This is a genomic window from Chryseobacterium sediminis, assembly GCF_008386505.1.
Lineage (GTDB): Bacteria > Bacteroidota > Bacteroidia > Flavobacteriales > Weeksellaceae > Chryseobacterium > Chryseobacterium sediminis.
In genome coordinates this window covers 122,156-147,150 of record NZ_VUNZ01000004.1, presented here as the reverse complement: position 1 = coordinate 147,150, position 24,995 = coordinate 122,156, and the positions used below count along the sequence as shown (strand labels likewise).

The 24,995-nt window shown below is 35.0% G+C and carries 23 protein-coding genes and 2 tRNA genes; 5 read left to right on the top strand and 20 right to left on the bottom strand.

All coding sequences use genetic code 11. From position 1 onward, the window contains the following. From FW780_RS18760 to FW780_RS18750, 3 genes are read right to left on the bottom strand one after another with little or no spacing between them, the layout of a single operon-like run. Nucleotides 1-558: a TerD family protein gene (locus FW780_RS18760; RefSeq protein WP_047377805.1), complete on the bottom strand. Its 558-nt coding sequence runs from the start codon at nt 556-558 to the stop codon at nt 1-3. Further along, nucleotides 548-1,372, bottom strand: coding sequence for a phosphoribosyltransferase family protein (locus FW780_RS18755; protein WP_149835166.1), 825 nt, complete (start codon nt 1,370-1,372; stop codon nt 548-550). Before FW780_RS18755 ends, FW780_RS18760 begins: the two co-directional genes overlap by 11 nt. An 8-nt stretch (nt 1,373-1,380) precedes the next feature. Next, on the bottom strand, nt 1,381-2,049 hold the full coding sequence (locus FW780_RS18750; RefSeq protein WP_149835165.1) for an HAD family hydrolase: 669 nt from the start codon (nt 2,047-2,049) through the stop codon (nt 1,381-1,383). A gap of 625 nt (nt 2,050-2,674) precedes the next feature. Here FW780_RS18750 and fusA point away from each other — a divergent pair. Next, on the top strand, nt 2,675-4,741 hold the full coding sequence (gene fusA / locus FW780_RS18745) for an elongation factor G (RefSeq protein WP_241676944.1): 2,067 nt from the start codon (nt 2,675-2,677) through the stop codon (nt 4,739-4,741). Nucleotides 4,742-4,899: 158 nt separating this feature from the next. On the opposite strand, the gene FW780_RS18740 is transcribed toward fusA, so the two are convergent. Then, the gene (locus FW780_RS18740) at nt 4,900-6,438 is read right to left on the bottom strand and encodes a SulP family inorganic anion transporter (protein WP_149835163.1); all 1,539 of its coding nucleotides are present in this window, start codon (nt 6,436-6,438) and stop codon (nt 4,900-4,902) included. 625 nt (nt 6,439-7,063) lie between these two features. Between FW780_RS18740 and FW780_RS18735 the strand changes: the two genes are divergently transcribed. Beyond that, the gene (locus tag FW780_RS18735) at nt 7,064-7,492 is read left to right on the top strand and encodes a transposase (protein ID WP_149835162.1); all 429 of its coding nucleotides are present in this window, start codon (nt 7,064-7,066) and stop codon (nt 7,490-7,492) included. Nucleotides 7,493-7,536: 44 nt separating this feature from the next. Beyond that, nucleotides 7,537-7,839 (top strand): helix-turn-helix domain-containing protein, encoded by a 303-nt coding sequence (locus FW780_RS18730; RefSeq protein WP_228460201.1) that lies wholly within the window; start codon nt 7,537-7,539, stop codon nt 7,837-7,839. A gap of 443 nt (nt 7,840-8,282) precedes the next feature. Here the strand turns inward: FW780_RS18730 and FW780_RS18725 are convergent, their stop codons facing one another. The 4 genes from FW780_RS18725 to FW780_RS18710 form a co-directional block, all read right to left on the bottom strand. Next, complete coding sequence (locus FW780_RS18725) at nt 8,283-9,122, bottom strand: hypothetical protein (RefSeq protein WP_149835160.1); 840 nt, start codon at nt 9,120-9,122, stop codon at nt 8,283-8,285. A 542-nt stretch (nt 9,123-9,664) separates the two neighbouring features. Then, nucleotides 9,665-9,886, bottom strand: a complete 222-nt coding sequence (locus FW780_RS18720) for a phosphate ABC transporter substrate-binding protein (protein WP_149835159.1) — start codon at nt 9,884-9,886, stop codon at nt 9,665-9,667. A 342-nt stretch (nt 9,887-10,228) separates the two neighbouring features. Further along, nucleotides 10,229-10,756 carry a DUF6584 family protein gene (locus FW780_RS18715; RefSeq protein WP_149835158.1) on the bottom strand — a complete coding sequence of 176 codons (528 nt, stop codon included), beginning with the start codon at nt 10,754-10,756 and terminating at the stop codon, nt 10,229-10,231. Between the two features lie 150 nt (nt 10,757-10,906). Beyond that, nucleotides 10,907-12,424: a TROVE domain-containing protein gene (locus FW780_RS18710; RefSeq protein WP_149835157.1), complete on the bottom strand. Its 1,518-nt coding sequence runs from the start codon at nt 12,422-12,424 to the stop codon at nt 10,907-10,909. Between the two features lie 309 nt (nt 12,425-12,733). Here FW780_RS18710 and FW780_RS18705 point away from each other — a divergent pair, with 309 nt between their 5' ends. Continuing rightward, complete coding sequence (locus tag FW780_RS18705) at nt 12,734-13,180, top strand: VOC family protein (protein ID WP_149835156.1); 447 nt, start codon at nt 12,734-12,736, stop codon at nt 13,178-13,180. 327 nt (nt 13,181-13,507) lie between these two features. Here FW780_RS18705 and FW780_RS18700 read toward each other — a convergent pair whose 3' ends face one another. Beyond that, nucleotides 13,508-14,254, bottom strand: coding sequence for a hypothetical protein (locus tag FW780_RS18700; protein WP_149835155.1), 747 nt, complete (start codon nt 14,252-14,254; stop codon nt 13,508-13,510). 147 nt (nt 14,255-14,401) lie between these two features. Between FW780_RS18700 and FW780_RS18695 the strand changes: the two genes are divergently transcribed. Next, on the top strand, nt 14,402-14,776 hold the full coding sequence (locus FW780_RS18695) for a helix-turn-helix domain-containing protein (protein WP_167510757.1): 375 nt from the start codon (nt 14,402-14,404) through the stop codon (nt 14,774-14,776). 90 nt (nt 14,777-14,866) lie between these two features. Here the strand turns inward: FW780_RS18695 and FW780_RS18690 are convergent, their stop codons facing one another. The 11 genes from FW780_RS18690 to FW780_RS18635 all read right to left on the bottom strand — a co-directional run bounded on the left by FW780_RS18690 (nt 14,867) and on the right by FW780_RS18635 (nt 24,980). Further along, nucleotides 14,867-16,210 (bottom strand): SWIM zinc finger family protein, encoded by a 1,344-nt coding sequence (locus FW780_RS18690; RefSeq protein WP_149835153.1) that lies wholly within the window; start codon nt 16,208-16,210, stop codon nt 14,867-14,869. A gap of 3 nt (nt 16,211-16,213) precedes the next feature. Continuing rightward, complete coding sequence (locus FW780_RS18685; RefSeq protein WP_149835152.1) at nt 16,214-18,910, bottom strand: DUF6493 family protein; 2,697 nt, start codon at nt 18,908-18,910, stop codon at nt 16,214-16,216. 611 nt (nt 18,911-19,521) lie between these two features. Next, nucleotides 19,522-20,073: a 3'-5' exonuclease gene (locus FW780_RS18675; RefSeq protein ID WP_149835150.1), complete on the bottom strand. Its 552-nt coding sequence runs from the start codon at nt 20,071-20,073 to the stop codon at nt 19,522-19,524. 17 nt (nt 20,074-20,090) lie between these two features. Further along, nucleotides 20,091-21,035, bottom strand: coding sequence for an MBL fold metallo-hydrolase (locus FW780_RS18670; RefSeq protein ID WP_149835149.1), 945 nt, complete (start codon nt 21,033-21,035; stop codon nt 20,091-20,093). 204 nt (nt 21,036-21,239) lie between these two features. Next, nucleotides 21,240-22,256, bottom strand: a complete 1,017-nt coding sequence (locus FW780_RS18665) for an RNA ligase, Rnl2 family (protein ID WP_149835148.1) — start codon at nt 22,254-22,256, stop codon at nt 21,240-21,242. 6 nt (nt 22,257-22,262) lie between these two features. Next, the gene (locus FW780_RS18660; RefSeq protein ID WP_149835147.1) at nt 22,263-22,826 is read right to left on the bottom strand and encodes a DinB family protein; all 564 of its coding nucleotides are present in this window, start codon (nt 22,824-22,826) and stop codon (nt 22,263-22,265) included. Continuing rightward, entirely contained in the window at nt 22,826-23,197 is a 372-nt protein-coding gene (locus FW780_RS18655; protein ID WP_149835146.1) for a cyclic-phosphate processing receiver domain-containing protein, read from the bottom strand. The genes FW780_RS18660 and FW780_RS18655 overlap by 1 nt, the downstream gene beginning before the upstream one ends. Nucleotides 23,198-23,208: 11 nt before the next feature. After that, a complete protein-coding gene (locus tag FW780_RS18650; protein WP_149835145.1) occupies nt 23,209-23,985 on the bottom strand; it encodes an ATP-grasp domain-containing protein in 777 nt (258 codons plus the stop codon). Between the two features lie 123 nt (nt 23,986-24,108). Continuing rightward, on the bottom strand, nt 24,109-24,594 hold the full coding sequence (locus FW780_RS18645) for a ribonuclease H-like YkuK family protein (protein WP_047377788.1): 486 nt from the start codon (nt 24,592-24,594) through the stop codon (nt 24,109-24,111). 77 nt (nt 24,595-24,671) lie between these two features. Further along, nucleotides 24,672-24,742, bottom strand: a tRNA-Trp gene (locus FW780_RS18640). A gap of 165 nt (nt 24,743-24,907) precedes the next feature. Then, nucleotides 24,908-24,980 (bottom strand) — tRNA-Phe (locus tag FW780_RS18635). Between the last annotated feature and the right edge of the window lie 15 nt (nt 24,981-24,995).

Below are 24,995 nucleotides of genomic sequence, written 5' to 3'. Positions count from 1 at the left end.
TTACTTCTGATAAATTGATACAAACTTCTCAAGGCCGTCTCTCTGTCCTGCCCCTACAGCCTCAAATTTCCATTCTCCGTTTCTGTTGTAGATTCTTCCGAATTCTACAGCAGTTTCGATTGAGAAATCTTCATCCAGTTCATATTTTAAGATCTCTTCATTCGTATCTGTATTGAAAATTCTGATGAAAGAATTTCTTACCTGTCCAAAATTTTGTTTTCTTGAATCTGCTTCGTGAATCGTTACTACTACAGTAATTTCTTTGATCGCATCGTCAATTTTTGTAAGATCAATTTTGATCTGTTCATCATCACCAGCTCCTTCTCCTGTAAGGTTATCTCCTGTGTGGATTACAGATTTGTCCGGAGACTCAAGGTTGTTATAAAAAATAAAGTGATTATCTGAAACTAATTTTTTGTCGTCACCAAGCAAAAACAAAGAAGCATCAAGGTCAAATCCTGTTCCTGTAGAAGTATTATTGATATCCCATCCTAAACCTACAGTAAATTTAGGTGCGTTAATGTTTTCTCTTTGTCCTTTTTGTAAGTTAATAGCCATAATATAATTCCGTTTGTGTTAAAGTATTGATGTTATTTTCGTATTCTTTTATTAAATGATAATTGTTACTGATAGCCAGCTCCAAAAGCAGGTCCATCTGTTCCTTTTTTACTTTAGACGTAAGATAATCAAAATTACTTGAATCCAGGCCTAAAATATATTTTACAATCCTTGTATTGAACTGGAAACTCTCTTTATTCATCACTTCTGCAACATGTTTTACATTTTTTACCGCATAGTAATTGAAAAAGTTTTCAATTTTAGGATCAAGGTCAAAATTCATCAGCTCAGCATAATACATGAACATAAAGTCAGCCTCCACGCTGTATTCGTCCAGAATTCTGTTCACTGTATATTCATGACTTCCCGTGATTTTTATATCGTCTATAAAAATACAAAGTTTTCCTCTCAAAAAATCCTTATCGATATAATAAGTATCATTTGCGATTAGATTTTTACGGTCTTCAAAATTCAGATTCCCATAATCTGTGATATAGGTATGATTACGATTTATTTTAGATAAAATACTTGACTTTTTTCCTTTTTGAAACAGATAAAAATCCAGATGTTTCTTAAAGTAAAAGCATAAAAAATTAGAAGCGGTAGGAATTGCCATGTATGGACTTGGTAGCACTACAATTTCTTTATCAGTATCTAAAAGCGATTCGTTTTCGGAAATAAATCCGTCGAATAATTCTCTTGCAAATTTTTCAGCATACGACTTATCGCCATACTTGAAATAGCTGTATTCCGCAGGTGAGAAAGTAAACTCATCCGCAGAATGAATGTGGTGTAAGCTATATCTTTTATTCATGTTTATTTTTAGTGTTTAAGTAAATGTGCATTGAAACCGAAATTTTTTGCCCCCTCATAATCAGCAAACGGGTTATCCCCGATATGAAGAATCTGATGCATTGGCAAATCCTGATCTTTAATCTTATTTTTCACCTCCTGAAAAATAAGCGGGTTCGGTTTGGAACAGTTGATTTCATCAGAGTAAATATGAAAATCTATGTACTGATCCAAGTTTTCGTGAATCAGAAATTTTCTCATTGTTGTTCCCTTGATGAATCCTGTATTACTCAGAATATTGATGGTCTTTCCCTGGTTTTTGATATCCTCAAAAAATTCATGAATATTCTCAAAAATCACAACTGGTTTATATTCCAGAAATAAATCTTCACTTTTTGCATAAAACTCATTAAGTTTTTCCTTATTCAACAGTTTTACATCTACATCCAAAGCACCAAGAATCATCAGATAAATCTCAAAAGTGTCTATATTCCCTCCGGTTACTTCATTAATGTTATTACAAAGATCATCGTAATATTTTACGGTTTTCTCAACTTCTTCTATCGGTTTATTTACGTTGAAAAATGAGGAGAACAGCTCAACTCTTTTTGTTTTAAATTCAGGATGAGATTTGATTAAAGTAAGCCACAGGTCAAAGGAAAAATGATAGTGGTTATGAATGTCGATCTCTGTTTTCAATTGTTTTAAGTTAAAAGTTTTTATTTAGCTTCTTGAAAAAGATTTAAAATTTTCTAATCATCAAAAAGTGTTCACGATACTATTCTTCCCAAAGATAAAATTTTTATCATAAAAGCATTACGTTCGTTATCTGTTTTAAGATATTTTTATGAAATTCCTGGAATTTGACAGTTGCGCAGAAGGTGATTTACGAAGTGTTTAACATCCGCTCAAAAAAAATATTTTCAAAAATTCTTTGAAAATCAAAAAAAAATTATAATTTCGCAACCGATTAAAAATCAACAATGTCAACAAAAATGATAAATATTATAACGTTAAGCAATCCTGTCAGAGCTGTGTTCTTTGGCAGCACTGAATATTTATCTGAATAGTTCTATAGATCTTTTATACTAAAAAATATATTGAAGACCTGTCTATTCAGATAGGTCTTTTTTGCTGCCCTATTTTCAGACTTTAACAATTCAAAGAACTTCTGTTGTTTGTTAAGATCTCTGAAAATTTCCCTTTGATACAAAATACAAAAATGTTTTGCCGGCTTCATAAGTCCGGAGTGTATTTTGTGCTCATATTTTTCAGAATATTTTCTCAACACAGATCTAAAAATCAACAATTTAAATTAAACAAAATGAAATACAACACACGAAATATAGGGATCATAGCACACGTAGATGCAGGAAAAACAACGTTATCGGAAAGGCTTCTGTATTACACCGGGCTTATTCATAAAATTGGTAATGTAGATGACGGAAATACCACTATGGATAAGGATATTCAGGAGAGAAACAGGGGAATTACCATTTCATCCGCTGCAGTTTCTACCCAATGGAAAAAGGACGATAAAGTTTATAACATCAACATTATTGATACTCCGGGACACATTGATTTTGCTGTGGAAGTAGAACGTTCTCTAAGAGTTCTGGATAGTGTTGTCGCCGTTTTCTGTGCTTCATCAGGAGTTCAGCCGCAGACTGAAAACGTTTGGTTTCAAGCTGAAAAACACGGAACATCCAAAATCTGTTTTATCAATAAAATGGACAGAATTGGAGCCGATTTCTTCGCCGTTCTTCATGAGATAAGAACCAAACTGAATGCTGTTCCTCTTGCCCTTCAGATTCCGATTGGCGCTGAAAACCATTTTGAAGGAGTAATCGATCTTGTTAAAATGAAAGCATTATACTGGACCGATGAAAACGGAGAAACCATTGTGGAAAAAGAAGTCCCCGATAACTCTATTGCTGAAGCATCCGAGTACAGAACGATGTTACTGGAAACCCTTGCAGAATACGATGAACCTTTCTTTGATATCTATATGGATAATGAACAAAAAGTCACTGTTGAAATAATCTCAGAAACTATACGAAGAGTCTGCAGATCCGGATCAGCCGTGCCTGTTCTTTGTGGTTCTGCTTTTAAAAATAAAGGCATTCAGCCTCTTCTTGATGCTGTTGTAACTTATCTTCCGGCTCCTGATCAACTTCCTGACCTGCAGGGAAGAAATCCACATACGGAAGAAACGGTAACATTGCCAAGAAATGAAACTGCTTCTTTTTCAGGGCTTGTTTTCAAAGTTGTGATTGATAAACATATGGGAAGACTGGCTATGCTTCGTGTATATTCCGGCGTAATACAATCCGGAGATACCATACTGAATGTAAGAACAGGTGAAAGTTTCAGAATTTCCAGGATTTTAAAAATGCAGTCGGACAAAACGTTATCTATGGACGAAGCTAAAGCTGGAGATATTGTTGCTTTAACAGGAATAAAAGATGCCAAAACCGGAGATTCTTTATCTTCTCCAGAGAAGCCAATATTACTGGAAGCGATTACAGTTCCAACTCCTGTTATAAGAGTAGCTATCGAGCCGAAAACCAATGGTGATGAGAAATCTTTCGGTTTGGTACTGGCAAAAATTCAGGAAGAAGATCCTTCTTTAGTCGTTGAAAGAGATCCGCAGACCGGGGAAACTTTATTGAGTGGATTGGGAGAGCTTCATCTCGAGGTTACACTGGAAAAAATCCGTCTGAATCATGGTATTGAAGTTAATCAGGGGAAACCCAAAGTTTCTTATCGTGAGGTCTTAACGGAAACCAAAGTTCACAGAGAAAAGATTTCCAAACAAAATGGAGGAAGCGGTCAGTTCGCTGATATCACTTTTGAAATTGGGCCAGGAAATGACCACGAACACAGATTGGAGTTTGTTAATATGATCAAAGGAGGAGTTATTCCTACTGAATTTATTCCTTCTGTTGAAAAAGGATTCAGAGAAGCTATGGAACACGGACCTTTAAAAGGGTATCCTCTGGAAAATATGAAGGTCACTCTTCTGGACGGTTCTTTCCACGCTCAGGATTCCGCGGCACTTGATTTTGAAATTGCTGCAAGAGAAGGATTCAAAGCCGCAGCTAAAAGTTGTAGTCCTAAGCTTATGGAACCTATCATGCAGATTGAGATTCAAAGTATCGAAGAATATACGGGAGCTGTCACTGCCGATATCAACAGAAGAAGAGGAATCATCACTTCTATTGATGAAAGATCAGGAAGAAAGATTTTTGCGGCGGAAGTTCCGTTGGCTTCAACTTTCGGATATATTTCTGATCTGAGAACGCTCACAAGCGGAAGAGCTTCCATCAGCATGAAATTGTCGCACTATGCTTTAGTGCCTGATTTTATTGCCAATACATTAATCACCTAAACAAGCAAGGGCTGTAGATTTTTTCTTACAGTCCTTGTGTTGTTATGGGATACTTCTTTATGAAGGATCAATTGCAAATCCGCTGGCGCTCGTCAATATTTTTACTGCAAAAATTCACTATTCACTTGCGAAGCAAAATTCACTTATTGACTACTCCCCTATTTTTCCGGCATCACTTTATACGTTGGGTCTTCCTGAATATTCACTTCAACTATTGCTTCGGCATTTTTCAATATTTTCCGGCAGTCTTCGCTAAGATGTCTTAAGAATAATGTTTTATTTTGTTCTTTATAACGTTTAGATAATTTGCCTAATGCTTCAATCGCACTCATATCTACAATACGGCTCTCTTTAAAATCAATCACCACTTGCTCCGGATCATTCATTGGGTCAAACTTATCTGTAAATGCCGTTACAGAACCGAAAAACAATGGCCCATATATTTCGTAATGTTTCACTCCGTTTTCATCCACATTCTTTCTTGCTCTGATTCTTTTAGCATTATCCCATGCAAAAACCAATGCTGAGATAATCACTCCAATTAAAACCGCCAAAGCCAGGTTATGTAAAATCACGGTAATCAATGCTACGGTAACTCCCACGAAGATATCAGATTTCGGCATTTTATTAACAATTCTGATAGAAACCCACTGAAAAGTACTGATGGCAACCATCATCATAACACCTACTAAAGCTGCCATAGGAATTTTCTCAATCACAGGCGCTCCACACAAAATGATTATTAAAATCAGTAAAGATGCAATAATACCGGATAGTCTTGCTCTGGAACCTGCATTAAGGTTTACCAATGTCTGTGCTACCATAGCACAGCCACCCATTCCGCCAAAGAAGCCATTGGTAATATTAGCCAGCCCCTGAGCTACGGATTCTTTATTTGTATTTCCTTTGGTATTCGTGATTTCATCCACCATGGATAATGTCAGAAGAGATTCAATAAGACCCACTCCGGCCATAATTAAGGCATAAGGAAAAATAATCTGTAATGTTTCCAGAGAAAAGGGGATCTGCGGAATGTGAAAACTTGGAAGATTTCCACTGATATGAGCAATATCTGCTACTGTTTTGGTTGGTATATCAAATCCAAGAACTACCGCAAAGACAATAATAATTGCCACAAGAGAGGCAGGAACTGCTTTCGTTATTTTGGGAAAAAAGTAGACTACTGCAATCGTCAGGACAGTTAAGCCAGCCATTATGTACAAAGACATTCCCTGCAGCCAGCTTACGGCTCCGCTGCTGTCTGTAATTTTGAACTGCTCCACCTGTGCCATAAAGATAATAATGGCCAAACCGTTCAGGAATCCATACATAACCGGTTGTGGAATCAGCCTAACAAATTTTCCCAATTTAAAGATTCCTACCAGCATTTGAAGTATTCCTGCCAGTGCTACAGTAGCAAAAAGGTATTCTATGCCATGAGATTGTATCAGGGCAATCAATACAACAATGGTTGCACCAGCTCCACCGGAAACCATTCCCGGACGTCCTCCAAAAATTGCTGTTACAAGTCCCATCATAAATGCCGCATAAAGCCCTGTAAGTGGAGACAAACCGGCAAGGATAGCAAATGAAAGAGATTCGGGAATCATCGTCATTGCTACCGTAAAACCGGCCAGCAGCTCATTTTTATAATTTATTTTCTTCGAAAAGTCGAATAAGCTTAAAGTATTTTTCATTGATTTGCAAAGGTATGGACTGTATCAGTGGTATACAATTTTTTATTTTTATCATTTTTCTACGATGAAGCCTATCATTTATAAGTAATTCACACATTAATTGTTATAATATGTTAATTTTAATTAAAATAAGTATATAAAGTGTGATTTTTGCATTTCTAACTTTATTTACTTCTTATTTTTGTTTACATTTGAAAGCGAATAAGCAATTATTTGGTACTAATTAAAAAATTCAACGCGTAAAAAGCTGTATATCAATCTATCTACAGCTTCAACTCATAGAATTGTATAAAAACCTTAATAGGTCGTATATTATTTACACAAATGGCAGGAAGAGAAGTTTGAAAGAGAAGAAGAGGAAACCCATTGAAAATAAAGAATATATCCCAAGTACATTAAGGTGATTCCTACCCACCTGTTTTGAAAATATTTGGTAAGTTACAGTTTCGTTTTTTAAGACTCATTATCTTATTAAACGTGATTTAACATTCTTATATCATAATTTCTATTTCTTATCAATTTCAAATTAAAGTAAACTACTCTCTACCACATAAGATAATATTATACACTCTATTTTCGTTTTTTTGATATATAAGTTTAAACAAAAGAATAATATTCAATAAAAATGTTATACAAAGAAATCCATATTGGAAAGTTTATTAAGGAAAGGGTAGATGAAAATGAAATAACAATAGAAAGAATATGCAAATTTTTAGGCAAAGATGAAGGAGCGATCGAGGCAATGTATGACAACAAATCGATGGATACGGATCTTCTTCTAAGATGGAGCAAATTATTAGAATATGATTTTTTCAGACTTTACAGCTCACATTTGATTTTATATGCTCCTCCTTCTGCTATCAACAAAAACCAGCAGAAGTCCGAAAAAACGCCTTATTTCAGGAAAAACATTTACACTCAGGAAATTAAAGATTTTATTATGAAAAGAATTCTTTCCGGTGAAATGACCCAAAGTGAAGTTATTAAAGAATATTCTATTCCGAAAAGTACGCTTCACAGATGGCTCCAGAAGAGCGATAATGTAAACGGATAAACAGATAAAACATGCGCCCCAATTACAAAAAAATTTATCAGGATATGCTAAAGATGGAATATCCTGAAAAGCTAAAGGATCCGAAAATCAAAGAACTTCTTGAAAAACTAAATACCAGTGAGGATGTTCTGAAGTTCAATGAAAAACTGTTCAAGCAGTCCAGAGAAAATCAAAAGCTCAAAACATATGACCGGCAGACGATGCTAAAATTGCTGCAGTACCAGAAAAAACATGGTCATTCTACAAGCTATATGTCAAGAAAATATAAAATAAGCAGAACTACTCTTTCAAAATGGAAACTCATGTTTGAAGAAGAGCTTGATACAATGAAAAGTGCCGGTAAATAATCTACCGGCACTTTTTAAAGGTAATGATAAGGAAAAAACCGGGCTGTACGTCTGCCGGAGTCGAACCGGATAACCTTGCCGAAGTGACCGGCTTCGCTATTCCTCCCATGATTGTGTTACGATGAATTTTTTCCTAACGACACTTTACAATAATACTATAAAGAAGCTGGAAGTGGAAAGAAGAAAGAGGTAAAGTCTGAAAATCTATCTGACTTTATAGAAAATTATAATACAAAGATCTCTTTCAACGTCCCACTTCCGGCTTCTTATTTTATAAATACAAGGCAACAGCCGAATAATGCAGTCGTGCTCTAACCAACTGAGCTACTCTTCCTATTATAGACGTGTTTTTTTGTTGTGGAAGAGGCGGGACTCGAACCCGCGACCCCGTCGTGATGAGCGAAGTAACATTTTTCTACGGCACTTGTTTATTTTATTTTATTTTATTTTTCTTCTTCAGCTATATAAGTTTTGACAATAGCATGAACTTTGGCGCTTTCAGGGTGATAATTTAAACCAAACCCTTTCCATCCGGAAGACCAGTAAAGAATCATTTCTTTCAAATAAGGAATATCTTTAGTTTCATCATACTTAAAGTTTTCATTATTAATTTTTTGAACCTCATCAATAAGCTCCGGATAAAACCTTTCATCCTCTTCGTCATATATATCTGTATAAATGTCAAGATGCTCTCTTAACTCATATAGCAGGTAAGTTCTGAAATCCCAACCTAAGATAACAACACCCGAGCCACTACCACCTATTACAGGATTCCATTTTAAGTTTTCATTACTGACAATATATGCTGAATCTCTAACGGGCAGTAATTGTGGGAGTTTTGAAAACCATTCATCAAAAATCTGTTTCTTTTTTTCGATTGATTTTGGTTTGATTCCCCAAGATTTCAACCAAACATGATTAACACTGGTTACATCATTCCATATCCCTTTATAAAAATATTTTGTCTGAGCGATAATCTCTTTTTCATTTTCAAGCCAATTATAAAAGAAAATACATTCTTCTGTAATCAACTCTCCTTCATCTTCATATTCAACAATTTCTTTTTTGTCAATAGCATGAAGAATTTTTAGAAATGCCTTGTGTTCAGAAGTAAAACTGACTTGATATTTTTTCTCAACCTGATCAATCTGTTCCTCAGAAAGCCCTTGCCATCTGGCTCCGTAAAATCCTTTAGGACAATTTTCATCATCTACAGACCATAGTTTTTCAGTACGGTCTTTGACCCAGTATAAAAATTCAGCCAGATTAACTGGTATATCCATTGTTATTAGTTTTTAAAATAAAAGAGGCAAGATTCGAAAAGACTTGTACAAGATCACTTTCATGACCTTCTGGAGTCGAACCAAATTAAACCGAAGTAGGCCTTTTCTACGGCACTCTTTATATAAATCAAGGTAATATTTTTCAGAATCTTCCGTGCATTTGCTCTACCTGCTGAGCTACCTCTCCTTTTCGAGGGAAAAGGCAGGATTCGAACCTGCGACCCAATGTTTATTCAATCTCGAAGTATGATTCTAAGACGACACTTGATTATTTTGTATTTATTAGTTTTTAAAAAGAGGCAAAGTTTGAAAAAACTTTTACAAAATCACTTTCGCAATCTGTTATGCAGTTGAACCAATATTATACCGAAGTAAGCCTTCTCTACGACACTCTTTTTATGATCAGGGCAATAATTGCGGAACCTTTTTCTTTCCCTCTGCTCTAGCATTTGAGCTACATTCCGTTTACAACAGGAAAGGCAGGAATTGAACCTGCATCTGAAGGTGTAAATCGAAGTATGATTCCAAAACGGCACCTGATTTTAATTTTTCCATTGAGTTCTTCTATACTTCTTCCAGTTTCTCTGAAACTTTGTATACGTTGCGTTGACCACCTCATAACCGTGTGGAAAGCAATAAGAACAACCCATATCATTTCCGTACATCATTCTTGAAATCTGTACACCGGAAATTTTCTTCGGAAAGTCAATCAATCCATATTCATTGACTCCGAATTTCTTTCTTAACGTTTTAATTTTTTTCATAAGTATTGAGTATTAACCTCAATACAATGCTTCTTTCAGATTTGGTTTATGGTTATTCATGATTATTTGTTTTATCTTTTGCAAACTTATATAGCTAGTGCGCATTCTTTTTACGCACTTTATTTTTTATTAAAAACCAAGCAAATTAATAATAAGAGTAAATGATATTCAATTGGAAGTTGACGATGAAACTCTTATCGACGGCATTGGTTAGCTATTGGGCGATCATATGAAAGACTCTGTCTGTTTTTAGAATCGAAGAATGTCTTTCTAACGGCACCGATAGTATTAACACTGCAAAATTATATCGCATGTACGCAATCTTTTTACGTAGTTTTATTTTTATTGGAAAAAAAATGATTTTATCAATTCAAACAGCTTATATATCCCGAGAACAGGAATCAAAATAATTGATCCAAAGAATAAAAAAGTTCCAAGTGTACTTAGAAAACCTGTTTGATTTTCAGAATAATTTCCCTTTTCTCTTTTTTTAGCTTTAAAAACAGGAATGTGTTTTGTAACTTTAAAACTATTCTGCTCAAGGGCATCCATTACATTTGTTGCATACTCATCAAGACAGTCTTTGTCACCTCTGAAAACAATATCTTTTAAAATTGCACTTCCTGAATTGCTTAATGATTTTCTGTAAATCTCCACAGCATTTTTCATTTCATTATTCTCTGGAGCAGATAGAATCCAAAATTTACCTGCTTCATCAAGGAATCCTGCTTCAAAATAAATCTGTCCTAACTTTTTTCTCAGAGTAATATCATTGGGAAATTGATTGATCATATTTCTTAGCCTGTCGCATGCCTTTTTCTTTCGGCCTTCTTTAAGATCCTGTTCAATTCTATACATTAAATTACCCATAGTATTATTTTAACTTAAACCAAGTAACCATGTGTAAGAGTTTTTGATTCTGTTCAAATTAAAAGTTTGATGATGGAACTCTTACGATAACGACATTGGTTTTTGTTTTTCATATAGTGGTTATTAGTTTTATTTCAAAAGCAGTGCCTGTTACAGCACTACTTTCTGAATCATTTTCACTGCAGATTTCTTGTCTTCCAAAGCATTCAGTACATCGAAAATTTTGTCTGACCAACCTGCAATAAGATATACATCATTTTTTCTGACATCAAGTGGCTGTGTACCATAACCTGCCAGGTCAAAAATATACAGTTTTGCATGAGGTGCGATCGTTTTGTATCTGTTCCAAACGTCTTCAAAAGAGTTTCTGTTTCCAGTGCTATTCCACATCTGAGTATCGGTAAAAAGCATTACTTTATCTACCTGTTCTTTTCTGTTGATAAGGTCTTCGATGACCAGATAACCATTGGTAGAATATCCTACTTCACCTTCTCTCTTGTAGAATGCATCTACATTCCTTAAGATACCGTTTTTTGGCATTGGAACTCTTAACCAACGGTCACCGAATATACCTGTCACCACATTTTTACACTGTGACTGAAGGATCATCGACATCAGCAAACCGATATCATACAGCAATATTTTACTTTTGCTGGAAACAGCTTTCTGCATAGAACCTGACACGTCTGCAGCAATCACCACTGAAGTATCAAATCCAAAACCTTTGATATTTCTGGCACTTACCGCCACAGCATCTTCCAATGCTTCCAATACTGATGACAGGTAAGGAGAATCTATTGCTTTTAATTCTCTGTAGGCTGCCAGAAAACGGAACGGAAGCTGTTTTGAATTGGATACAGCTCTTTCATCGGAAAGGTATCTGCAAACTTTATTCATGGCATCAGATGACACGCCCGCTTCAAGGATATTCCTCAGGTTTCTCATGGTTGCCATATAACCCAATTTGTTGCTGAAGATCAGTTCTTCCCATTTGTTTTTGAAAGCTAACTTTCTTTCTGCCTCATTGGCAAATTTCGTTTGACCTAATACGGAAAGCTCTACTTCCCATGTGTATGGGGTTTCTAATGTATTGTTAGCAATTTTGTTGAAAACAGCTTGTTGGTTTTCATCCTTAGCTTTTGGATGAACCAGGAATAGTGCATCTTTCAGGGTTACTTCTGCTTTTCTGTTGTATTTAGCAAACTGATACTCATCAAACTTGTTGAATGATTTTACCAGACCTTTTTGAATCTGTTTTGACAGTTTATTCAATTTTTTGGTATCTGTTCTTTTATTCGCAAGTTGGTAGTATGCCAGCAATTCTGTGATTTCATCAGCTCTCTGAACAACCCCGTCTACAGTTTTGCTTACCAGATCTGTACCGGAGGTCTGTTTTGCCAATTCAGTTGTCAACACCAATGGAATGGATCGCAAGTACATATCTTTTCTTGCGTATACTGCCAGTTTTGCTACAAATTCAGGATCATTTTTTTTGATCAGAGACTGGATTCTTTTCAATCTGTCATTTCCATTTTCATAGTTGGCATCTGACAATCCTGTTGTAACAACAGCACTATACAATTCTTCTGCAGGTGTCATGGCATATGCTTTTGCACCTTCGTAGTTCAGTACTACTTTAGCTTCTTTTTTTAAAAAATTAAATTTCATGGTTACTGTTTTTTTTGTTAAACATAGAAGAATTGATAGTTCCTCTCTGATTTCTGATGCAAAGTAAAAACAGTATTGCGCAACCTTTTTGCGTAGAAATTTTTCTTTGATTTTTTTTATATGGAAAACTGATATTGATATTTACAACAACATAATTCATAATTCATAATTCATAATTCATAATTCATAATTCATAATTCATAATTCATAATTATAAAATCCTTCTATCATTCATTTTCATTAAAGAAATAAGCAATACAGTTTTTTTCAGGAAGAGTTTTCTAGCTTTGCTTTTATTAAAATTAAGCTATGATTAAAGGAATATATGAGACTCATGTTCAGGTGAGCAATCTGGAAAATGCAATACAATTTTATACGGAGGTGCTAGGCTTGAAACTGGCTCACAGAGACGAAAACAGACCTATTGCTTTTTTATGGGTTGGAGAAGGGAAAGAATTTATGCTGGGATTGTGGGAACAAAAGGAGAATCTCCAGACCAGACATTTTGCCTTTTCCAGTAGTAAGGAAGATATTTTGAATTATTCTGTGGAGTTTTTAGAAAATAAAGATTTAAAGCCCTACAATTTTTTAAAAAATGGAAGTGTTGAACCCATGGTATTTGCGTGGATGCCTGCACTGGCTATTTATTTTAATGATCCGGATGGAAACCAGCTTGAGTTTATCTCTATTCTTGAAGGTGAAAGTAAACCGGAATTGGGTGTGCTTAGCTATGAGGAATGGATGAAATATAAATAATAGAGCAGCAAAAATTATATCCTATTTTCAATGTAGTGTATATAAACTTATAAAGTTTATTAGTTTTCTGAAATTGATAAAGAATTAAAAAGAACCACCCAAATACCGGATGGTTCTTTTTATAAATTATATTATTTTTCCTTTTTAATATAATAAGAGATTATAATTGCAATGGGTCCAATATAAGGAATAAAAAAGATGATAAGATAATCTAATATCCCTGATTTCTTTTTCTGCAATATTATAATTGAATGGATGTAGATATAAATAGAAACTACAGCTGCAAATATTATGGTATAAGGAGTAACTAACATAACCTGTTTATTTTTATGGGCAGCACCAAGCTTGAGTTGCATAATGCACTACTCCTAAACTTGTACTTTCTGATAAACCAAGACTTCTACAGCCTTTCAAATCACCATCATTAACATCAGCAATAATGTTATGTAATAAATTTGCCTGTGCAGCAGCAGCGTTCATCCCTACTCCAACATTGTAAACTGTGTTGAAGAAAGAACATCCTCCACCAGCAATTCTGGATGAATAATCATCAAATTTAGTTTTGTTCAATACAGGATCTGATGTAACTTCACCTAAGAAGATCATAAGCACATTTAACTTTCTGTCTTCATTTAAATTTTTTTGATCAACATCTTCAAGAAGCCCTTTAAAGTATGGAGTTTCTACATAAAATGTATTGTCTATAGAATAAATCTGATATGATTCATCTTTAGTGAAGCTTAATGTGTTATCAATATAATCAAAACTGTAATTCTTTAAATTATCACGCATTCCTAATAAATACAAATCCTTAGAAGTACTGAATGTATAAGTATTATCATTTTTAATTAATTCCTTCGCTCCAAAGTTCATAATTGTTTCTGATAATAAATCAGTCGTTTCTTTTATTGTAACAAAGTCATCTTGACCTGCCTGTCTTGCTGCTGATTTTTCTGATCTTTGTTTTTGTTCTAATTGAGTTGACGGATTCTCTGTAGTGTCTTCACCACAAGAGTAAAGCACTGCTGAAGTAGAAAATGTTAAAGCGATTAACGCTAAAAATAGCTTTTTCATAAGTTTTAATGAATTTTTAAAAATGTTATTAATTTTTTATTGCGCAGCAAATATGATAAAATATTGTGAATGAAAATATGTATTTGACACATAAAGAATGCATGCAATATTTTTGTTTTTTTTTTTACTTTTGCCAAAACTATGAACATGAACATCAACATTGAAAGAATCAGAAAACAAAGGAGGGACAAGGACTTTTCGCAAGACTATATGGCAGAAATTCTAGGTATTTCACAGTCGCAATACTCCAGGATTGAAAGTGGCAGGTGCAAAGTAGATTTGGAAAAGGTAACTACTATTGCTAAGTTTCTAGAAGTAAAACCAGATGATATTATTGACCATCCATATAATTTTGTACTTGACAGTTTTTCACAGCAAAAAATTACAGGCGGAGGTAATGAATATTTTACAACAGAAAGGGAAACTTACCTTGCTTATATACAGGAATTGAAAAACGATAAGGAGTTTTTGAAACATGAAAACCTGTTACTAAAAAAAACATTAGAAAAACTAAAAATATAATGGCATACCATGTTATTATTATCTAAAAGAACTGAAAAAAAACAACATTAAAAAAAGGACAGGTAATGTAATACCTGTCCTTTTTCTTTTTTATCCGTTTACCAGTTTCTTCACTGCCAACATATGTTTACAGGGACCTCTTTCTCCCTGATATTTACTAAACCATTCGCATGTACAACGTTCTTTTTCTTTTTCAATGATTACCGTATGATGTACACCGGTTCCTTCTATTCTGGCTTCCGTTCTTTCCTTATTGCTGTTTAAAATCTCTACTTTTCCGCTTTCTATCAACTTTTCAGCATTTTTTATACGAGGATTGAGACCAATAATACGGCTTAATTTAAAAGGAAGTCTACGGTAGAAAAATTCATGATCATCAAGGTCATAACCCAGTAATCCCATTGCAGCAAGTCTTCCTGTAATATTATCTACTTTACCGGAACTCAGATTTTCCTCCAGAGTAAGCATGCCAGGATTAAAAGATTGATTGGCATAGGCATACTTATCCAAAGCATCAATCCACTCATCAGGAACTTCCGAAATCAGGCTTTCCAAGACAGCGCCTTCTCCCGAAAAGCCTCTCCAACATTCTCTTGACAAAGAAAAGCTGAATCTGATAGGTCCCATATAAAGCTGCCATGTTGTAGACTGCATATTAGAATGTGAAAAAACCTGCATATAATCAATATAAGGAAGCAGCGGTTCTAAAAGACGAAGCCTGTGAAGCCCGCCTATACAAACAGCATCCGCTGATTTTACCGGAGAAAAAATAGGTTTATTTCCTCTCACTATCAAATAATAATCTGACTTTACCACTCCTTTCGGCATCCCCCGGAATAGCTGCTGTGTCTGTATTTTATTGAAAGTATAGCGTCTTTCAGATTCTGATAAATAAACCTGAACAGTTCCCAGCCCTTTGATCCATTTTGCCGGCAAAGGAACTTTTCTTTCTATTACTTTTTCCTCTTCTTTATACAGGCCTACTTCTTTTTCACCTACGGAAAGTATAATTTTTTCATTTGGGCGGATACTTCCCAGAGCGGTTATCATAGGCTGGTTAAAATCCACATTTGTAGTTCCGTTTTCCAGAAATTCTCCCTCCAGACCATCGGGCAGCACATCAATTCTTGCATAAACTCCGGCGCAGTGAGAAAATCCTTCAAAGCGTAATCTGTGATTACCGGCTGTTACGATCGGATCTTTAAGGAGAGCCATTTGAAACGGAGACAGGCTAAAGCTTGATTTCACAATATTAGAAAGTGTAATCAGACAACGTGCTAAAATAAAGGGCTGTCTAACATTTCCCCAGAAAAAACAGGGAGCATCGGTATTTTTATGTATCTCACTGTATTTGGCGAGAAACAATTCTTCAAGCGCATCTCTCCTTACTAAAGAGGATGCTCCTGAATAGTTGTAAATAAGCGTACCCTCCATAACCTATTTTTTCAGAAGAAGACTGCAGATTTTTTTCAGGCTCGAATTTTCTTTCCAGCTATTTAATTTTACAATAATCTCTTGATGGGCTTCTGAGTGATTCAAAGCCAATACTTCATGGTAGATTTCCAGTATTTTTTTCAGATTGGTAACCGGAGCTTCCATTTGAAGCAATATATTAGAAATCAGTTCTTCAAGTGCAATATTATGATTCTTACTGACATTCAGCATATGATGCTGCATAAGATCTGTCAATCTTTTAACAGGTGCCCATTCCAGCTTTTCATGCAGGCCGATCACCCTTCCTAACCATGCATTATCCATCATTTGGGATGAAACGTGTTCCAGCCATATTTCAGCTGCCGTACCACGAATGGTTTTATCGCTGTCCAGGAAAATAGTTCCTAAGAACAGATACCCGATTTCGTCCAAAGGTTTTTTGATCTGATAAAGCGCATTTGCTGTATTCAAAACCAGGCTTCTTTCATAGACTTCAGCAATGCCTGAAAAGAAAAGGCAGTGTTTAATTACTTTTGCCAGAGCATTTGCCGGAGTATTCGGAAAACACAGCATCAAAGCAGGAATTTCGATAAGCTCTTTCTGTTCGGCAATGAAATATTCCACAAATAAAGATTCTTTCCTTTTGGCAAGATGATATTTAGGAATAACAATCTTCAGCTCTACAGGATAGTATGAGTTTTTCTTATTATCAATGGTTTTCCACTTATAAGCCCCTGAAAAAAACTCTACAGGAATATCATCATACCCGAAACTGCTGAATTCCTCAAACACGGTTTCCGGCGAACGGGTAATTCCCGCAGTCATCCACCATGAAGGATGTTCAAATTTTCCTTCCGGCTTATCATTTTTACCAAAGAAGAAAAGTAACAGTTCTTTATATTCTCCTTTTAAACTTTTTTCTGCCTCTATTATAGCTTCTGAAGTATTGTCTAAAGCACAACGCTGCAGTGCCAGCTGAATATCCAGATGATGAGGTTCAATATTATTATTCTGATAACTCTCCAGTCTTTCCACCAGAGTAACAGGGGAAATCCAACATGGAGCATGGGTAACCGGAAACAATAACGGAATCTTATCTCCTGATTTTATTTTTTCATAAGCATAGATAGCAAGCTCCTTAAACGCTGTTCTGGCAGGGCAATCTGCCCCGACATTTTCAATCGGGCCTAATTTTTTCTGATAATTGGAGTAAGATTCTCTTGCAGCTTCTTCCTCTTTAGTTTTATGATAAATCTTTTCCAGATTTTTAAGCTGAATCGGATATTTTTCCAGTAGATCTAAACCATAATTGATAATGGCATTGCACAGTAAAACGTTCAGGTACGGAACTTCCCATTTCGCAATTGTTTTACAGGCTTTCAAAAATACCGGTTCTATTAATTTCACAGACTCAGCGTTTACATCACCTGCAAAACGGATAAATCCTGTCAAAGCGATATCACAATGCTGGCTGTACGGGTCATCCATGGCCAGAGGAAGATAAAACATCAGATCTTCAAAATTCTGAAGTACTTTCACAGCATTTTCTTCGGTTGTCAGGGATAATTTTTCCGAAGCTATTGCCACCAGTTCGGGTTGTGTTTCTTCAATATATTTTATCAGAAGAGGACGTACATTGGTCAGTATATTGTCTGAATAATGGGAAAGTGCCCCTCTCATGTTTTCTGAAGCCGGAATATATTTAAGAATAATCTTCGCTGCTTTTGACTGTATGCCATCATCTTTGCTAACAAATGCTGTGCTTAAAGCCATTCCCAACATTTCGGGATCTATTTTCTTTCTCTGGAATATTTTTTCGGTCAGTACCAGGCTGGAAACAACCACTGTTTTTACTTCTGAACTCAGCAGATTCGGAAGATAATGGGAAAATTCTTCATTTTTAAAATCATGAACTCCCACAATTTTTTTCAAATGTGATAATATGGTATTTACGGCTTTTGATTGGGAGGAAGCCAGCCCTGCAAGTAATTCATCCTGCAGTTCAGACAGCTCTTCTTCTGTTGGCTTTAAGGAAGTAAATGCATCCATAAACCAGCCAGTGACATTTTTATTAAAATTTCTGTTGGAGGCCAAAAGACATTCTTTCAAAAATCTTTTTCTTTCAATCTTTTTTTCTGTGATCAGCTTCTGAACGATAGGAAACCATTCTTTACGGAAGGGTAAAGACTTGGAAGGATATTCACATAAATACCAAAAGTGTGTATTAAGGGTTTCAGGATGACGGTCCAGTTCAGCAGGATAATTGCTCAGATGATGCCCCAGCAATTCCGGTTTGGGTTGTACATAACCTTTTTCTGTCCATCCTAAAATATCCTTATAGCTAAATGCTGTAAATTCGGCTTCTACTGATTCATTGATAAAGTCTGAAAACCATTCCGGACAGCCCCACTCCAAAATCTGATCGGTCTGTTCTGCGTTACGGAAAAGACTCCAGTAATTTTTACCGAAATTCTTTTTATCCATACAGACAAATGAAGCAATATCAATAATGGAATGCTGATTCACAGATCCCGCCGTATGATAAGAGTTTTTAGTCATTACAATTTTACTGATCTCTCTGTCCATTTTCTTTATAGATGGCACCAGTGTTTTCCTTTCTTCAATACTAAGCTCTTTTAGAAAGGGGATAATCTCATGTATTTTTTCCTCATTAAGGATCTCATAAAGTCTTTCTTTCATGTGCTTCTAATTTGATGTATAAATTTATTTCAGGTTATTGAGTAATGACTTTTTTTATCTTTTGGTGTAAGCTTTTTAAGAAAAGGAACCATCTCCTTTATTTTACAGTTTAAATATTTTGTCTTAAAATCCCCATCAATAAGCATAAATTCATTCTTATCAGCTAAAATAAAAAAAAATGACTGACAGACAGTAAATTATCCCATTAAAGTGAATTTTTTAACAAAATATTAAGTTAATAAAGCAACTGATAGTATCACTTTAGTGCCATAAAAACAATTCCCTGTTTAAAGATATATTAGTGAAAAAGTAGCTAAAGACTCTACGCTTTGATATTTACACATTATTTAGTGTCTTAATTTCAGAATTTGTGTTCCATTATGTTAAAACCATTCTATTGTACAGATACGTTAATTTTATTTAAAATATATCTGTTGAGGAATCTCAAACAATGAGTGAATTGTTACTCCAAAGGCATTGATGGCGGCAATACCTGTGGGTGCAACTATAATATGAATAAAAGTTAATTGATAAAAAGCTAAAACAACATAAAAAAGACTCCCTTTTTCAAGAGAGTCGATGGATTGATAATGTTGAAAATACAATATCATTTAATAATTTTTCAGGCACCAATGCAGAATCTTTGCAATGTTTTTAGCATCATCTACTCCTCTGTGGTGCGTACCTTCTAAAGTCATACCTAATTCACCCAAAGCCCTGTTCATCCCAACACTTTTCCTGATGGTAGGATGAATTTCTCCAAATAATGTTTTCACGTTGATATGATCATCGCTCATAGGATAATCTGTGTAGAATCTTGTTGCCTGGTTTTGCAGCATATTCAGATCGTAATTTCCGTAGCTTGCCCACGTCAGTTCTTCTGAATCATATTCTGCTCTCAGGATATCGAATGCATCATCCAGCATGATTCCTTCATGATCCAGCATATTTTGGGTAAGAGTAGTAAGCTCTGTACAAAACGGACTTACTTTTGAATGTTGAGGCTTTATTAAAATCCCCTCATTCTTAGAGATCTTGCCGGTTTTTGCATTCATGATGCATACTCCAATTTCGATGATCTCGCTTTCCTGACCTCTTGGCGGGCGGTTTTCCCAACATGTTGCTTCGAGGTCTACTATTAATATATTTTCTGTTGTTTTCACTTGTTTAAATTTAATTGTTAATTCTTACGAAACGCTTTATAAAAAGCAGTTTCTATTTCTGTCTGATCACTCTCAGTATATCTTCTTGAAAAGTGAATCGGGACTGCTTCTTTCACCTGACATTCATTCATAACCTGTCCTGATGCAGAAGCAAAACTGTGATAATTGATCTTTGCAAATTCCTGATCTGTATCTTTATAAAAGCTTTCAATATATACCCTATCAGCTCCTCCAAATACCGTTCTGATTTTTTTATAATTGCCTTCGTCTGCCGCATGATCCATGATTACGCCAAGTTTATAACCGGCATTACGGGTCAACAGATGAAACAGATCTCCTGCTTTGTAAACAGTTTCTTCAATCTCGATTTCCTTATCAGCAGTATTGTTTTCAAAAGCGGTCTTCAACTCACTGATCCATTTCCCTTTTCTGAAACCGGAAATATTTTCATTAAAGCTTACTGAATCTTTTTCTTTAAACAGATAAGCAATGGAATCTGTTTTGTGATCCAGAATAGCAAAATCAACGTTTACATATTCGTCTTCAAATAGGAAGTTCTGAGTCTTTATAAACTCCAGATTCCAGTGTGGCGGACGAAGGGTGTAGATATTAATTTCTTCTTCTGAAACAATCTCACGAATTTCATATTCAATTGCCTTTTCATCAATCAGATTCCATGTGTAGGATTTTAACCTAGACTCTACCTGCTGATGAATATTTTTTGGCCCGCAGATCACTACCTTTTCTCCGCTTCCGATCTGATGTCTGAAAATCCCATCAAAATTTGAAAAGTGATCAATATGGGTATGGCTGATGAATATGGCTGATATTGACTGTACTTCTTTCACGGTTAGCAAACTTGCTTCACCACAATCACACAAATAGTGTTTTCCTGAGTTTGGAATTTTGATTAATATGCTGATGTCTTCTTTTAAAAGACTTTTTATTTCTGCCTGTAACATGTTTTTTCTTTTTTTGAACCATAAAAATTATCCATAACGCCTGTCGTTCTGAAAGAATCTAACCCCTATTCTCATTTTTATCTATCGAGATTCCTATCGGAATGACAAACTAGGTGCTTAGTGAAAATCAAAGATTTTTGATACTTATCTGATTTTTACGGTTAGGTTTATACATAAAAAAGTTTCGGTAAAAAAATACCGAAACTACACTTTAAGAGTCATCAACTCTTCTTTTATAAAATCAATTACTAAAGAATTCAACTTTTTGTTGATCCTTTTCTGCTCTTCTTTTTCAATACTTGTAAAAGCTGTCGGGAAGTCTTTCTGGAAATCCTCCAAAATATCCTGTGAAAAAAGGCCTATCACTTTCCCTATCATTTTAGGTTCAAATTCACCAATTTTGCTGACAACATTATTCAATCTGTTGACAGTAGCATATTTTTGGATTTCGTCCCAGATTTCCTGAGCTTTTTCACTGAAGTGAATCTGTTTCTGAACAGTTTTACCTTCTTTTTTAACCATCTTGGACTTTTCGACCCACTTTTCATTCTTATTTTTCAGAATGATTCTTGCGCCGTTTCCAAAGTATTTGGTTTTCAAAGTTTTTACGATAGTACCTTCACACATATTGTCTTCCATTTCAGGTAGTTCCAGCCAAGCCGGAATTTTTGAATTGAAAACATTGGGGTACCTCAAAGCGTCTTCAAGAGTTCCCTGGAACAAGATTTTAGCATAGAAAAATCCTGTCTCTTCAAAAATCTGATTGACAACGTCTGTATCCAAATAGGTAATTCCATTCAGTTTAATATCGAAAGCGTAAAATTCGTTGTGAGGGGCATATTCAATACCTTTCTGTACCTTCACAGTATCTTTTACGGCTTCCACTTCTTTATGTTTGTAACCGCCACCGAACAATTCACCGTAGATCACTACAGTTTCTACATCCGGGTAGGTGGTTTTCACTTTTTGAAACACTTCTATTACATTCTTTCTGTAGCGTTCCAAAATTTGATGTGCATTGAAAAATTTCTCATCTTTTTCGATGAAAGCAGTTCTCTTCGCGATTTTAATTTCCTTTCCATCGGTAAAGAAAGAGAAATTAGCCCCGTGAACTTTTTCCTGTACAATGAAAACCTCATCCCCAAAACCCTGCATTCTGATCTGCTCGATCACGCGGGTCTGGTAAGCATTTTCTATAGAGTTATATGTTTTGAAAATCATTTTGTTTTAGTTTTTAATCATTTCTGATTCGTTTTTCTTCATCTGGGTAATATGCCTTTGGGCATGGAGTGACAGAAAATAAATATATTCATATACATTAATTTTCCCCAGTTCATTCACCGTCATTGTTGTTTTATACAAGAGACCTTCGCCATTCTTCATTACTTCCAGATATTGTAAACACTGAAAATACTGCTGAGTAATCAGGCTTTTGACTTCATCCAGACTCATTTTTCCTTTCGGTTCCATATGTTCTGGTCTTATCCATTCAAAAGCGCCATGCTCACCTACCCTGTCAAAGTTTTCTTTATTGAAACTGTAGTTTTCCATTTCGGATTCAAGGTCAAGATTCAAAGAATTCTTCATTGCCTTTTTGGAACCTTTTTCAATAAGGATCAGCAAGTAAAAATTCGTAAGATAAATATGTTCTAAAATCTGCTGAATTGTCCAGCCTCCGTTTGAAGGCTGATGATTCAACGTTTTTTTATCTTTTCCGAACCATTCGTCCACCTCATCAAATGTGAGTTTCAGGTGTACTTTTATATCTTGAATATATCTAAAAATGTCCATTACAGTTTTTTAAAGTTTTTTAAAATGCTAAGAATATTTTCTTTTCCTACAGGATTCATAGAATGACAGTAGAATTTTGGAAGATCCAAATAATTGTCCATACAATATTCTATCAGCCATTTGGCACAATCATATCCTGTTCTTTCAACATATTCCTGGGAATCCTGTTTGAAATAATGTTCATCAGCAAGGTCATGGTCAAAAGAAATCATTTCCGGAAGTCCTTTCTCCAAAATCCTATTGACAAACTGTTCGTAATTCCGAACGATATGCCAGTCATTTCTGAGGAAAATATTCTGTTTGGTGTAATGATACGCCTCAATAGGATATCTTATATCATCCAGAAATAATAATCTTTTTGTTTTTTCCATTTCCTAATTTTTTAATGAGAAAAATAAATACTTAATGCTTTGATTACACTTTTTACATTAGTGTTTGGATAAAATCCGGAGCTGTTGATACAATTTATTTCAACGATTTTCCAGCCTTCATCCGTTAGGCAGATATCCATTACAAAAGCTTCTTCAAGATCAAAAAGACTGATCATTTCATTTGCAAAAGTAAATCCGTCTTCTGAAACCTGTTCTTCAAAAGGAGCATTATCATTGAATTTATAATACCCTCCATCGATAATCTGTCCACCAACAATCCAAAGCCTCGCTTCTTTTATCGTTCGTTTTGCTTGGGAAACCTGTATTAAAGAATCTTGTGTAATTCTATTAGTCAGGCTTTCCAGTGCTTCAAATACAAAATCTTTCCATTCTGTTTCTGTAAAAACTTTTCCTGTAAAAATTTTCGCTTCATTGTATGGTTTAATGAATTTTATTTCATCTTTTTTCCAACCCAATTCTTCAGAAATCTGATGAACTGAAATATTATAATTAAGAAGGTTTTCACCATAATATTTAGAATAGACTTCATACAAATGATTGCCTCCGTAAAAAGAACCGGGAAACCAGTCTGTATTTTGTTTTGCCAATCTTGCAATTGTCACTGAACCATACACAAAAACATCTTTTCTGTCTGTTTTGAATTCTATTTTCTCTGCTGTTGGAGGAATATTGATTACGTCATACTCAATATTTAACTCTTCCAATGCATCAAAAATTTTATAATGATCCGGATCTAAATACACATTAGCCTGAACTAAAAAATACATGGTTTTTAATTTTTTAAGATTCTTTTATTTATTTTTTTAATGGAAGTTGGAAACAGAGTGCAAGAGGTTAATATTTATACTTATTAAAAACTTCCAGCTTCAATCATCCCGCTTCCAGCTTTATTATACCATCATATCAGCACAATTGGAACTTGCGAAAGCATAAGGTTTTGCTTTAAACACATATCCCATTCCCAGAATGTATCCCATGGCATCTTTTAATGCGACATTGGATTTAAAATCAGGGTCTGTATTAATGTCTGCGTGTACCTCCATTTCCACCCCATAAGTATCCAACACAGAGCAGATCGCATATGCAATTTCTACGGATTTGTTGACCTCATTCAGCATTCGCTCTTTGATACTGATACTCTGTATTTCTCTTTCTTTTCTGATAAAGGTAAACGCTCCTTTTCCTTCACGAATAAATACTACTGCCGTAGCATAACTGATGGCATCTCCGTATACATGAGAGTCTGATCCCACACATACTTTCAGACGGTGTCCGTTTGCCTGTTCGCGAATGATGGCTTCTTCTACCAGCTGTGTGATAGAGTTTTGGAAAAATTTTCCGTTCATATTCTGCCATGTTTGTTGTTGCGTTTCCATTTTTTCTACATATTTTAAATTGATAAATGATTATTGATAATTGATAATTGATAACCCATCAGTGGTTTCACCTTTTGCACTCCGAACCGGACTCGAACCAATACCATCAGTTTTGGAGACTGAGATGCTGCCATTACACTATCAGAGTAAGTATTGTTAATTCATTAGGACTCGAACCTAAACTCCAAGAATCAAAACCTTGTGTGCTGCCTATTACACTATGAATCAATTTCATAAATGATAAATGATGATTGATGAATTACCCAGCAATCATTGATCAATTATCATTTATCTCTTATCATTTATATTTTTGTGGAACAGACAGGAATTGAACCTGTACCTTTAGTTTTTCAAACTAACGTGCAGACCTTCTACACCACTCTTCCGGTTATCATTGATCA